At 72.6% G+C, this 12,435-nt stretch carries 9 protein-coding genes; 3 read left to right on the top strand and 6 right to left on the bottom strand.

The genetic code is table 11. The features are described 5' to 3' along the window. Positions 1-54: 54 nt before the first annotated feature. The 4 genes from AB0424_RS23185 to AB0424_RS23170 form a co-directional block, all read right to left on the bottom strand. On the bottom strand, positions 55-2,502 hold the full coding sequence (locus tag AB0424_RS23185; RefSeq protein ID WP_366308323.1) for a [protein-PII] uridylyltransferase: 2,448 nt from the start codon (positions 2,500-2,502) through the stop codon (positions 55-57). Between the two features lie 21 nt (positions 2,503-2,523). Then, a complete protein-coding gene (locus AB0424_RS23180) occupies positions 2,524-2,862 on the bottom strand; it encodes a P-II family nitrogen regulator (RefSeq protein ID WP_004924863.1) in 339 nt (112 codons plus the stop codon). After that, positions 2,859-4,208, bottom strand: coding sequence for an ammonium transporter (locus tag AB0424_RS23175; RefSeq protein ID WP_366308320.1), 1,350 nt, complete (start codon positions 4,206-4,208; stop codon positions 2,859-2,861). Before AB0424_RS23175 ends, AB0424_RS23180 begins: the two co-directional genes overlap by 4 nt. 336 nt (positions 4,209-4,544) lie before the next feature. Beyond that, on the bottom strand, positions 4,545-6,020 hold the full coding sequence (locus AB0424_RS23170) for a hypothetical protein (protein WP_366308318.1): 1,476 nt from the start codon (positions 6,018-6,020) through the stop codon (positions 4,545-4,547). A 425-nt stretch (positions 6,021-6,445) separates the two neighbouring features. On the opposite strand from AB0424_RS23170, the gene AB0424_RS23165 reads away from it, so the two are divergent. Next, positions 6,446-7,099 (top strand): bifunctional DNA primase/polymerase, encoded by a 654-nt coding sequence (locus AB0424_RS23165; protein WP_366308316.1) that lies wholly within the window; start codon positions 6,446-6,448, stop codon positions 7,097-7,099. A 66-nt stretch (positions 7,100-7,165) separates the two neighbouring features. Here AB0424_RS23165 and ftsY read toward each other — a convergent pair whose 3' ends face one another. Next, positions 7,166-8,392 carry a signal recognition particle-docking protein FtsY gene (gene ftsY / locus AB0424_RS23160; RefSeq protein ID WP_366308314.1) on the bottom strand — a complete coding sequence of 409 codons (1,227 nt, stop codon included), beginning with the start codon at positions 8,390-8,392 and terminating at the stop codon, positions 7,166-7,168. Positions 8,393-8,477: 85 nt separating this feature from the next. Between ftsY and AB0424_RS23155 the strand changes: the two genes are divergently transcribed. Together AB0424_RS23155 and AB0424_RS23150 are read left to right on the top strand one after the other, a co-directional pair. Then, positions 8,478-9,932: a cytosine permease gene (locus AB0424_RS23155; RefSeq protein ID WP_366308312.1), complete on the top strand. Its 1,455-nt coding sequence runs from the start codon at positions 8,478-8,480 to the stop codon at positions 9,930-9,932. A 52-nt stretch (positions 9,933-9,984) separates the two neighbouring features. Then, the gene (locus AB0424_RS23150) at positions 9,985-10,956 is read left to right on the top strand and encodes an LLM class flavin-dependent oxidoreductase (RefSeq protein ID WP_366308310.1); all 972 of its coding nucleotides are present in this window, start codon (positions 9,985-9,987) and stop codon (positions 10,954-10,956) included. A gap of 43 nt (positions 10,957-10,999) precedes the next feature. Here AB0424_RS23150 and AB0424_RS23145 read toward each other — a convergent pair whose 3' ends face one another. Beyond that, positions 11,000-12,433, bottom strand: a complete 1,434-nt coding sequence (locus AB0424_RS23145) for a sugar porter family MFS transporter (protein WP_366308308.1) — start codon at positions 12,431-12,433, stop codon at positions 11,000-11,002. Between the last annotated feature and the right edge of the window lie 2 nt (positions 12,434-12,435).

Raw genomic sequence — 12,435 nt, 5'->3', positions numbered from 1 at the left:
AGTGTGTGCCCCCTCCCGCCCGATCCGGCGCGAGGGGGCGGTCGGATCAGCGGCTCACCGCAGCGCCGCCTCCAGGGCGCGGGCCAGGTCGACGGCCTCCTCGTCGGGCAGGAGGGAGCCGTCGGGGCGGGTGACGTAGAGGGTGTCGACGGCGTTGGCGCCGAGTGTGGAGACGTGCGCGCTCCGTACCCGGACGGCGGCGCCCTCCAGGGCGCGGCCGATGCGGTGGAGGAGGCCGGGGGCGTCCTGGGCGCGGACCTCGATGACGGTGGCGAGGCGTGAGTCGGCGGCGGCGACGGTGACGCGGGGCGGCGGGGCGGTGAGGCCGCGCCGGCGCGGGTAGGCGGCGTCCCGCTCGGCGAGTCGGGCGGGGACGTCGAGGGAGCCGTCGAGGGCGCGGACGAGGTCGGCGCGGAGCCGGGCCGCCTCGGGGAGGGAGCCGTACTCGGCGGCGACGCGCCAGTCGAGGACGAGGACGGAGCCGGAGCCGAGGACGGTGGGGAGTTCCACGGCCCGGAGGTCGGCGGCGCGGACGGTGAGCCGGTGGAGGGCGAGGACGCCCGCGACGGCGGGGAGGACGCCGGGCTGGTCGGGCAGGGCGATGAGGAGTTCGACGCCGACGGGCTCGGGCTCCTCGGGCTCGGCGGCGACGGGTTCGGTGCGCAGGGCGAGGACGGGTTCGCCGGTGCGGAGCGCCTCGATGGCGAGGCGTTCCTGGTCGGCGCTGGGCGCGGCGGCCTCGGGGTCGGGCGGGGTCTCGCCGGCGAGGACGCCCGCGACCCGTTTGACCAGGTCGGCGACGAGCGAGGCGCGCCAGGTGGACCAGGCGGCGGGGCCGGTGGCGAGGGCGTCGGCCTCGGTGAGGGCGTGGAGGAGTTCGAGGGTGCCGAGGGTGCCGACGGCCTGGGCGACGGTCTGGACGGTGGCGGGGTCGTCGAGGTCTCGGCGGGTGGCGGTCTCGACGAGGAGGAGGTGGTGGCGGACGGCGGTGGCGATGACGCCGACGTCGGTGCGGTCGAAGCCGATGCGGGTGGCGACGTCGCGGGCGATGGTCTCGCCGGCGACGGAGTGGTCGCCGGGCCAGCCCTTGCCGATGTCGTGGAGGAGGGCGGCGACGAGGAGGAGGTCGGGCCGGCCGACGCGGCGGGTGAGCGAGGCGGCGCGGACGGCGGTCTCCACGAGGTGGCGGTCGACGGTCCAGGTGTGCACGGGGTTGCGCTGGGGCCGGCAGCGGACGCGCTCCCAGTCGGGCAGGAGCCGGGTGACGAGGCCCTCGGCCTCCAGGGCCTCCCAGACGGGGACGGTCGCCTCGCCGGCGCCGAGGAGGGTGACGAGCTCCTCACGGGCCTCTGCGGGCCAGGGCACGGGGAGGGGTTTGGCCGTGACGGCGAGGCGGCGGACGGCGTGCAGGGAGATCGGCAGGGCGGACTGGGCGGCCGCGGCGGCGGCGCGCAGGGGCAGGACGGGGTCGCGTTCGGGCCGGGCGCTGAGGGCGAGGACGGCCTCGCCGTCCATCTCGACGACGCCCTCGGCGAGCGGGGTGCGCTCGACGGGCGGCTTCCCTCCGCCGGAGCGGCCGCCGAGGAGGGAGCGGAGCCGGGGGCGGGCGGAGCGGGCCTTGAGGACGCGGTGGACCTCGCGCCACGTGACGTCGGTGGCGTACGAGATGGTCCGGGCGGCCTCGTACACCTCGCGGAGCAGGGTGTCGGCGTCGAGGAGGCCGAGTTCGGCGGCGACGGCGTCCTGTTCCTGGAGGGCGAGCCGGTCGGTGGCCCGTCCGGTGGCGAGGTGGAGGGCGTCGCGGGCGTCGAGGAGGCGGCGGCGGGCGTCGTCGAGGCCCTCACGGGGGGCGTCGGCGAGCCAGGAGGCGGCGACGGCGCGCAGGGCCTGGGCGTCGCGGAGGCCGCCGCGGGCCTCCTTGAGGTCGGGTTCGAGGAGGTACTGGAGCTCCCCGGCGCGCTCGGCCCGCTCCCGGCAGAGTGCGTCGAGCTCGGGAAGGCGCCGGGGGGCCTGGTTGCGCCAGTCGGCGAGGACGGTGGTGCGCAGGGCGGCGACGATCCCGGCGTCGCCGGCGACGGTCCGGGCGTCGAGGAGGCCGAGCTGGACCTTGAGGTCCTCGCCGGCGGTGGTGCGGGCCTCGGCGAGGGTGCGCACGGAGTGGTCCAGGGCGATGCCGAGGTCCCAGACGGGGTACCAGATCCGGTCGGCGAGGGCGGCGACGGCGGCCTGGTCGGCGGTGCCGTCGTGGAGCAGCAGCAGGTCGAGGTCGCTGCGCGGGGAGAGTTCGCCGCGGCCGTAGCCGCCGACGGCGACGAGGGCGACCCCGCGGGGTGGTGCGGCCGCGGCGAAGAGGCCGGACAGCCAGTCGTCGGTGAGCCGGGCGAGGGCGGTACGGCGCGGCGGCCCGGACCGCTCCTTCTCGTGGAGAAGGAGCAGCCGGGCCGCCGCGTAACCGCCGGGTCCCGAATCTTCGGTCTCTGTACTCGCGTCGAGGCTCGTCACCCGGCGGCTCCTCACGTGTGCTTACAGTGCGTCCGGACCGCGTTCGCCGGTGCGGACCCGTACGGCGGTCTCGACCGGCACGCTCCACACCTTGCCGTCTCCGATCTTGCCGGTTCGGGCGGCCTTGACCACGACGTCGATGAGCTGTTCGGCGTCGTCGTCCTCGACGAGGACCTCGATGCGGATCTTGGGGACGAGGTCGACGGTGTACTCGGCGCCCCGGTAGACCTCGGTGTGGCCGCGCTGGCGGCCGTAGCCGCTGGCCTCGGTGACGGTGAGGCCGTGGACGCCGAATGCCTGGAGGGCCTCCTTGATCTCGTCGAGCCGGTGCGGCTTCACGACCGCGGTGATGAGCTTCATGCGTCCACCTTCTTGTTCTGCGTGACGGCCGGGGCGGGGGCTGCGGCGGTGGAGCGCGAGGACGCGCCGCCGCCGGCTCCGCTGAAGTCGTACGCGGTCTCGGCGTGCTCGACCTGGTCGATGCCGGAGACCTCGTCGTCCTCGGCGACCCGCATCCCCATCGTCTTGTCGATGATCAGGGCGAGGACCGCGGAGGCGATCAGAGAGTAGGCCAGGACCGCGAAGACGCCGACCGCCTGCTTGCCGAGCTGCTCCAGGCCGCCGCCGTAGAAGAGGCCCTTGGCGTCGGACTGGACGCCGCCGGTGGCGAAGAAGCCGACGAGGAGGGAGCCGACGACACCGCCGACGAGGTGGACGCCGACCACGTCGAGGGAGTCGTCGTAGCCGAACTTGTACTTGAGGCCGACGGCCATGGCGCAGAGGAGACCGGCGACGGCGCCGACGGCGATCGCGCCGAGCGGGCTGACGGCACCGCCGGACGGGGTGATGGCGACGAGTCCGGCGACGGCGCCGGAGGCCGCGCCGAGGGTGGTGAAGGAGCCGTGGCGGATCTTCTCGTAGGCGAGCCAGGCGAGCATGGCGGCGGCGGTGGCGACCTGGGTGTTGACGAACATCACGGCGCCGACGCCGTCGTCGTTGCCGAGCCAGGAGCCGGCGTTGAAGCCGAACCAGCCGAACCAGAGGAGACCGGCGCCGAGCATGACCAGCGGGAGGCTGTGCGGGCGCATCGGGTCCTTCTTGAAGCCGACGCGCTTGCCGATGACGAGGATGACGCCGAGGGCGGCGGCGCCCGCGTTGATGTGGACGGCCGTGCCGCCGGCGAAGTCGATGACGCCCATCTCGAAGAGCCAGCCGCCGGAGCCCCAGACCCAGTGGGCGACGGGGAAGTAGACGATCGTGACCCAGAGGGTGATGAAGAGGGCCCAGGCGGTGAACTTGACGCGGTCGGCGAGGGCGCCGCTGATGAGCGCGGGGGTGATGATCGCGAACATCAGCTGGAAGACGGCGAAGACGTAGACCGGGATGGTGTAGCCGTCCCAGAGTTCGGTGATGCCGATGCCGCTGAGGCCGACGTACTCGGAGGACCAGCCGATGAGCGATCCGGAGTCGGTGCCGAAGGCGATGCTGAAGCCGTAGAGCACCCACAGGATCGTGACGATCCCGAGGCTGATGAAGCTCATCATCAGCATGTTGAGGGTGGACTTGACGCGGACCATTCCTCCGTAGAAGAAGGCCAGGGCCGGGGTCATCAGCATGACCAGGGCGGAGCAGATGAGCATGAACCCGGTGTTGGCGGCGGACAGCTCGGGGGCGTCTGCTGCCAGGGTCGTGATGGCTGGTGCCATCGGCGTCTCCTCGTCGTCGAATGCGGCCTGTGCGGGGCGGGGCCGGGGAGCGGTCGGCCGTGAGGGGCGTGGCCGGTTATGGGCCAGAGATTCGCGCAGCGCGGTTTCCGTCGATGCCGCTCGATGTTTCGGCCCAGTGACGAAGGAGTGGGGCGTGTTACGCGGCCGTGAACGGCCGTGATCACGGGGTGGGGGCGCCGGTGCCCGTCCGGGTCCGTCGGCGGACGGCGGACCGGCCGCGTCGGGCGTCCGTGTGACCTTGCGGCGGGGGAGCCGAGTCGGGCAGTACGGGACGTCCGGCGCGGCCGGCGTGGAGGGGGCGCGTGGGCCCGGGGGTCAGACCGCCTCGGCGGCCTCGGGGAGGAGCCGGGTGAGCCGGTCGGTGAGGTGCACGACCTCGGCGACGTCGCTGTAGGTGCGGGCGGCCTGGTCGACGGTCTTGCGGAGTCGGGTGTTGACCCGCTCGGACCGGATGCTGCGGGCGACCCCGAGGGCCTTCTCGGCGAGGACGACGGACTGCTCGGGCTCGCGCTGGAGGAGGTGGACGGTGGCCATGCCGATGAGGTTGAGCGCGTACGACCGCTGGTGGTCGGGGTCCTTCTCGAAGAGTTCGACGGCCCGCTCCATGACGGGTTCGGCGAGCGAGGCGTAGGTCGGGGAGCGCCCGGCGACGTAGGCGAGGTCGCGGTAGGAGTGGGAGTTCTCGCCGTTGAGCTCGGCCTCGGAGAAGAAGCCGATCCAGTCGGGCTCGGGCTCGCCGTCGAGGCCGACGTCGGCGAAGGTGTCCTCGGCCATCCGCACGGCCCGCTTGCACTTGGAGGGCTGCCCCATGTTGGCGTAGGCGCGGGCCTCCATCGCATACAGCATGGCCTGGGTGCGCGCGGTGGCGCAGTCTCGACTGCCGTACTGGGCGAGGTGGACGAGTTCGAGGGCGTCGTCGGGCCGGCCGAGGTGGATCATCTGGCGGCTCATGGAGGAGAGGATGTACGAGCCGAGGGGCTTGTCGCCGGCCTCCTTGGCGGCGTGCAGGGCGAGCACGAAGTACTTCTGGGCGGTGGGCTGGAGCCCGACGTCGTAGCTCATCCAGCCGGCGAGCTCGGCGAGTTCGGCGGCGCAGGTGAAGAGGCGCTTGGACGTGGCGGCGGGCTGGGGCTCCTGGAGGAGGTCGGTGACCTCGTGGAGCTGGCCGACGACGGCCTTGCGGCGCAGTCCCCCGCCGCACTGGGCGTCCCACTTGCGGAACATGGCGGTGGTGGACTCCAGGAGGTCGAGTTCGACCTCGGAGAGCCGGTGGGGGCGGCGGGAGTCGGCGAGCGGATCGGGCCGCTCGGCCTCGCCGACGGGGGTGGGCACGAGCCAGCGCTGCATCGGTTCGATGAGGGCGGGGCCCGCGGCGAGCGAGAGGGACGAGCCGAGGAAGCCGCGGCGGGCGAGCATGAGGTCGCTGCGGGAGAACTCGCTGAGCAGGGCGACGGTCTGCGGGCCCGCCCAGGGCAGGTCGACGCCGGAGACGGACGGCGACTGGTGGGCGGTGCGCAGGCCGAGGTCCTCGACGGCGACGACGGAGCCGAAGCGCTCGGAGAACAGCTCGGAGAGGATCCGCGGGATGGGTTCGCGGGGCTGCTCGCCGTCGAGCCAGCGCCGGACGCGCGAGGTGTCGGTGGAGATGTGGTGCGCGCCCATCTGGCGCGCACGGCGGTTCACCTGCCGCGCGAGTTCGCCCTTGGACCAGCCGCTGCGCACGAACCACGAGCCCAGCTGCTCGTTGGGGCGCTTGCCGGCAGTCGTACCGTCTGCGCCGTTGCCGCCCACTGGAACGCCCCCATCCACCTGAATGCCTGTCGTGCGAAGCCCTATCAGAATGCCGCGTCCGGCGGCCCCCGTCCGGCGTACGCACTCCTTCGAACTGGAAACCGGGTTGCCCCCGGCATACCCGCCCGCGCAAGCGGCCCCCGGGTTCGTGTACCGAAAGTAATCCTACGATCACCGCTCCACGAGGGCGATTCAAGAAACGCCACCATTCGCCACCCCTTCGAATGAACTCGCCGAGCGCCGGACGCGATTCACTTGACATGCGACGAACCGGAGTCAGCGGATGGATGCGCGGAGAGGCGCGCGCGCCGGTCCGCACCACCCCCTTCACGTCAGTGCGCCGTCTACGGCGACGGAACGTGACGAAGGGGCACGACGATACTTCGGGTCGTAACCACCGACCGGCTCGACCCGTTGGAGGGGGCATGGGTTTCACGATCGGCGGCATTCGTGAGATGCGGTCCGGCGCACGCCGCCGCGTACGCACCACGGAGTGCACAGCGGTGGCGGAGTACACGGGACTGTGGGGCTGGGACGTGGTCCCCGGGGCGCGCGCCGTCTCCGGCCAGTGCTCCTGCGGGGACGGGAGGTGCCGCGCCCCGGGCGCGCACCCGCTCTCCTTCGCGGATCCGGTCCCGGCGGGCGCCGGTCTCGACGTCGCCACCAAGGCGTGGTCCGCGTATCCCGGCGCGGCGCTGCTGCTGCCGGTGGGCCGGGCCTTCGACGTGATCGAGGTCGCGGAGGCCGCGGGCCGGCGGGCCCTGGTCCGCCTGGAGCGCATGGGGCTGCCGCTGGGTCCGGTGTGCGCGACGCCGACCGGGCGGGCGCGGTTCTTCGTGGCGCCCGGCGCGGCCGCCGAGCTGCCGCAGCTGCTCTACCGGATGGGCTGGGACGACGCCGATCTGGACCTGCACGGTCTGGGGCCGGGCAGTCACATCACCGCTCCCCCGTCGGACCTGGGCGGGATGGGGCCGGTGCGCTGGCTGCGGCCGCCGACGCTGGACACGGCGGGCGCACCGCCGCAGGCGCGGCTGCTGCTCGGCACGCTGGCGTACATCTGCCACCGGACGCACTTCTGATCCACGGCACGCGGAAGGGCCCTCGCCACCCGGTGGCGAGGGCCCTTCCGCGTGCCGTACGGGGTGTCAGTCGCCGATCAGGGCGTCGACGAAGGCGCCCGGCTCGAACGGCGCCAGGTCGTCCGGGCCCTCGCCCAGGCCGATCAGCTTGACCGGGACGCCCAGCTCGCGCTGGACGGCGACGACGATGCCGCCCTTGGCGGTGCCGTCGAGCTTGGTCAGCACGATGCCGGTGATGTCGACGACCTCGGCGAAGACCCGCGCCTGGACGAGGCCGTTCTGGCCGGTGGTGGCGTCGAGGACGAGGAGGATCTCGTCGAGCGGGCCGTGCTTCTCGACGACCCGCTTGACCTTGCCGAGCTCGTCCATGAGGCCGGTCTTGGTGTGGAGCCGGCCGGCGGTGTCGATGAGGACGACGTCGGCGCCCTCGGCGATGCCCTCCTTGACGGCGTCGAAGGCGATCGACGCCGGGTCGCCGCCCTCCGGTCCGCGCACGGTGCGGGCCCCGACACGCTCGCCCCAGGTCTGGAGCTGGTCGGCGGCGGCGGCGCGGAAGGTGTCGGCGGCGCCGAGGACGACGGACTTGCCGTCGGCGACGAGGACACGGGCCAGCTTGCCGGTGGTGGTGGTCTTGCCGGTGCCGTTGACGCCGACGACCATGACGACGCCCGGGACGTCCGCGGGGCTCTCGGTCTTCACCGTGCGGTCGAGGTCGGGGCCGAGCAGGGCGACGAGCTCCTCGCGGAGCAGGGCGCGCAGCTCGTCCGGGGTGCGGGTGCCGAGCACCCTGACCCGCTCGCGGAGCCGGTCGACGAGCTCCTGGGTCGGGGCGACGCCGACGTCGGCGGTGAGGAGGGTCTCCTCGATCTCCTCCCAGGTGTCCTCGTCGAGGTGCTCGCGGGACAGGAGCGTCAGCAGCCCCTTGCCGAGCGAGTTCTGGGAGCGGGCGAGGCGGGCCCGGAGCCGTACGAGACGGCCGGCGGTGGGCTCCGGGACCTCGATCTCGGGGGCCTCGGGCTCGGCGACGACGGGGTCCTCGACGGCGGCCGGCGTCCCGGTGGCCTCCTCGGCCGAGGGGAGCCGGACCTCCTCGACCGTGCGGCGTGGTTCCTCCCGCGGCGTCTCCGCCTCCTCGCCGACGTGCGGTTCGGCGGGCGGAGCGGTGATGGTCGGCGTGGTGGACGGCGGCTCGGCCGGCGGCAGCTGCTTCTTCTTGCGGCCGCTGATCACGAGCCCGCTCGTCACGGCGACCGCGACGACCAGAGCGATGACTACAGCAAGGATGAGTTCCATAACCCGACCAGTATCGGCCACGAAGGGACCGGAGAAGGAGCACGTACGCTGGGTGGGTCCCCCCACATCTGTACGGAGTACCCCCATGCCCCACGCCTCCGAAGCCGAAGGCGCGACGCTCGACGGTGCCATGGAGACCCGCGGTCTCGAACCCGTCCCCGACGCCGAACGGACCGGCCGGGTCCGCGAGCTGTTCCCGACCTGGGTCGCGGCCAACATCAGCGTGCTGCTGCTCACGATGGGCGCCGGCCTGATCGTCTTCAACGGCCTGAACTTCTGGCAGGTCCTGGTGGTGGCGGTCGCCGCGCCGGTCCTGTCGTACGGGATCGTGGGGGTGATCTCGCTCGCGGGCAAGCGCGGCGGGGCTCCGGGCATGGCGCTCTCCCGCGCCGTCTTCGGTCAGCGCGGGAACCTCTTCCCCGGCGCGCTGATCTGGGTGGCCCGCTGGGGCTGGGAGACCATCAACGCGGTCACCGGGGCGTACGCCGTGCTCACCGTGCTGGACCTGCTCTTCGGCGTGAAGTCGAACACGCTCCTCATCGTGGTGACGCTGCTGCTCTTCGTCACCTGCACCTTCCTGGTCTCGGGGCTCGGGATCCAGGCGCTGCGGGTGTGCAGCACGTGGTCCACGTACCTCTTCGGCGCCTTCTCGGTCCTCGTGCTGGCGTATCTGGTGGCGGACACCGACTGGTCGGCGGTCTTCGACAAGCCGGCCGGTTCGACGGCGATGCTGATCGCGGGCATCGGCACGATCGCGGCGGGCGGCATCAGCTGGGTGCCGTCGGGCCCCGACTTCACCCGCTACCTGCCCCGGACCGCCTCGTCGCGCGCGGTGGTCGGCTCGACGGTCGGCGGCGCCGGGATCGTGGTCCTGCCGATGGTGCTGATGGGCGCGGTGATGGCGGTGTCCACACCGGACCTGGCGTCGGCGCAGGACCCGGTCTCCTTCATCGGCGAGCTGCTGCCGATGTGGATCTCGGTGCCGTACCTGGTGATCGCCCTGATCGGGATGCTGCTGATCAACTCGATGTCGATGTACTCGGCCGGGTTCACGGCGCAGACCCTGGGGATCAAGGTGTCGCGGGCGGCGGCGGTCAGCGTGAACGCGGTGATCAGCCTGGTCTTCGGCTTCCTGCTGATGGTGGTGGCGACCAGCTTCATCGGTTCGTTCATCTCGTTCCTGACGCTGCTCGCCGTGGCGTTCTCGGCGTGGATCGGCGTCTTCGGCGTCGACATGCTGCGGCGGAGGTCGTACGACGCGGAGGCTCTGATGGACACCACCCGGACCAGTGCGTACTGGTACCGGGGCGGTTTCGCCTGGCAGGCGATGGCGGCGTGGGCGGTGGCGCTGCTCGTGGGACTGCTCTTCACCCGGGTCGACTGGTTCTCCGGTCCGCTGGCCTCCTCCTGGATCGGCGAGAACGGCCTGGGCTGGGCGGCGACGATCGTGGTCGCCGGCGTGCTGTACGCGGTGCTGCCGCGCACGCCGGAGAGGGCCGCGCCGGCGCCCGCCGAGGTGCGCGCGACCGTTTCCATCTGACGCTTCGTCAGCTAACGTCCCCCTTCCGCGCACCCGCGAAGGGGGACTTCCCATGCCGTTCAGCGTCGTACGGTTCAACCTCGTCGATCCGCGCCCCACCCCGGCCTCCCTCTCGGAGCGCTACCGGGCCGCGCTCGCCATGGCGGCCTACGCCGACGGGCACGGCGTCGACACCGTGCAGACCGAGGAGCACCACGGGGCCGACAACAACTGGCTGCCCTCCCCCTTCGTCTTCGCCGGCGCCGTCTTCGGCGCGACCCGCAGGATCGCGGTCACCGTCTCGGCGATCATCGGCCCGCTGCACGACCCGCTCCGCCTGGCCGAGGACATCGCGGTGCTGGACCTGCTCAGCGGGGGCCGGCTGGTGACGGTGGCGGGAATCGGCTACCGCCCGGAGGAGTACGAGGAGCGCGGGGTCGACTGGGGACGGCGTGGCCGGCTGCAGGACGAGCTCCTGGAGACCCTCCTCGCCGCCTGGACCGGCGAGCCGTTCACCTACCGGGGCCGCACGGTACGCGTCACCCCGCGGCCCTTCACCCGGCCGCATCCGCTGCTCCTTGTCGGCGGTTCGTCGCGGGCGGCGGCGCGGCGGGCGGCCCGGCTGGGGCTGCCGCTCTTCCCGAGCGCGCACCTGCCGGAGCTCGACGCGTACTACCGGGAGCGGTGCGCGGAGTACGGCACGGAGGGCTGGACGATGATGCCGGCCGAGGAGACCCCGCTGCTGCACCTGTCGGAGGACCCGGACCGCACCTGGGCGGAGTACGGGGAGCACTTCCTGCACGAGGCGCGGACCTACGCCTCCTGGCAGTCGAAGGACATCCGCTCGGCGGTGCGGTCGGCGGCGACGACGGTGGCGGAGCTGCGGGCGGAGGGGGTCTACCGGGTCGTCACCCCGGAGGAGTGCCGGACGCTGGGCCTGGAGAGCCTCGTGCTGCATCCGCTGTGCGGCGGGATGCCGGTCGAGGAGGGGTGGCGGAGCCTGCGGCTGTTCTGCGACGACGTACTGCCCCGGCTCGGGGCGTGAGCCTCGGCCGGGGCAGTCGTCGTGAGGAGGGGGGCAGCGGGGATCAGCCCATCTCCTCCAACGCCTTGCCCTTGGTCTCCCTGACGTACCGCAGCACGAAGGGGATCGAGAGCACGGCGAAGACCGTGTAGATGATGTAGGTGCCGGAGAGGTTCCAGTCCGACAGGGACGGGAAGCTGGCGGTGATGGCCCAGTTGGCGATCCACTGCGCGGAGGCGGCGACGCCCAGGGCGGCGGCCCGGATCCGGTTGGGGAACATCTCGCCCAGGAAGACCCAGACGACCACGCCCCACGAGAGGGCGAAGAAGAGCACGAAGACGTGGGCGGCGACGAGCGCCACGACGCCCTGCGTCTCGGGCAGCTTGCCGTCGACGAGGTCGGCGGAGAAGGCCCACGCCTCGACGGCGAGGGCGATCGCCATGCCGACGGAGCCGACGAGGGCGAGCGGCTTGCGGCCGACCCGGTCGACCAGGACCATCGCGATCACGGTGCCGATGATGTTGATGATCGACGTGGTGAACGAGTAGAAGAACGAGCTCGACGGGTCGATGCCGACGGACTGCCAGAGGGTCGCGGAGTAGTAGAACGCGACGTTGATGCCGACGAGCTGCTGGAAGACCGAGAGGCCGATGCCGACCCAGACGATGGGCAGCAGCCGGTACTTGCTCCCCGCGATCATCAGGTCCTTGAAGGTGGACTTGTGCTCGCTGCGCATGGCGCGGTCGATCTCGGCGACGCGGTGGTCGAGGTCGACGCCCTCGCCCTCGACCTCGGCCAGGACCTCCTTGGCGCGGTCGGTCCTCCCGACGGAGATGAGGAAGCGGGGGGACTCCGGGATCGCGAAGGACAGCAGGCCGTAGAGGAGGGCGGGCACGACCATCACGCCGAGCATCCACTGCCATGCCTCCAGGCCGCCGATCTCGCCGCGCTGGTCGCCGTCGGCGAGCTGGAGGATGCCGTAGTTGACCAGCTGGGAGATGGCGATGCCGATGACGATCGCGGCCTGCTGGAAGGAGCCGAGGCGGCCGCGGTAGGCCGGCGGGGCGACCTCGGCGATGTACGCGGGGCCGATGACGGAGGCCATGCCGATGGCGAAGCCGCCGATGATCCGCCAGAACGCCAGGTCCCAGAGGGCGAAGGGCAGCGCGGAGCCGACGGCGCTGACGGCGAAGAGGACCGCCGAGATCTGCATGCAGCGGATGCGGCCGATCCGGTCGGCGATGCGGCCGGCGGTGGCGGCGCCGATGGCGCAGCCGATCAGGGCGATGGCGATGACCTGGGCGAGGGTGCCGGAGCCGATGTCGTAGCGGTCCCGGATCGCCTCGACGGCGCCGTTGATGACGGAGCTGTCGTACCCGAAGAGGAATCCGCCCATCGCGGCGGAGGCCGTGATGAAGATGACGTGGCCGAGGTGGTCCGGGTGTGCGGTGCGGCCGCCGGAAGGCGGCGGTGTGGGCGCCTGCGCGGTATTGGACACAT

This window comes from Streptomyces sp. NPDC051180, from assembly GCF_040689545.1.
Classification (GTDB): domain Bacteria; phylum Actinomycetota; class Actinomycetes; order Streptomycetales; family Streptomycetaceae; genus Streptomyces.
This window is presented reverse-complemented; position numbering and strand designations above follow the sequence as displayed.

What these genes read in the sequence shown, in the direction of transcription:
- AB0424_RS23155 (WP_366308312.1), top strand. Translation starts at nt 8,478, where the DNA reads ATGCCCCACGCCTCCGAAGCCGAAGGCGCGACGCTCGACGGTGCCATG.
- AB0424_RS23180 (WP_004924863.1), bottom strand. Translation starts at nt 2,862, where the DNA reads ATGAAGCTCATCACCGCGGTCGTGAAGCCGCACCGGCTCGACGAGATC.
- AB0424_RS23150 (WP_366308310.1), top strand. Translation starts at nt 9,985, where the DNA reads ATGCCGTTCAGCGTCGTACGGTTCAACCTCGTCGATCCGCGCCCCACC.
- AB0424_RS23175 (WP_366308320.1), bottom strand. Translation starts at nt 4,208, where the DNA reads ATGGCACCAGCCATCACGACCCTGGCAGCAGACGCCCCCGAGCTGTCC.
- AB0424_RS23165 (WP_366308316.1), top strand. Translation starts at nt 6,446, where the DNA reads ATGGGTTTCACGATCGGCGGCATTCGTGAGATGCGGTCCGGCGCACGC.
- ftsY (WP_366308314.1), bottom strand. Translation starts at nt 8,392, where the DNA reads ATGGAACTCATCCTTGCTGTAGTCATCGCTCTGGTCGTCGCGGTCGCC.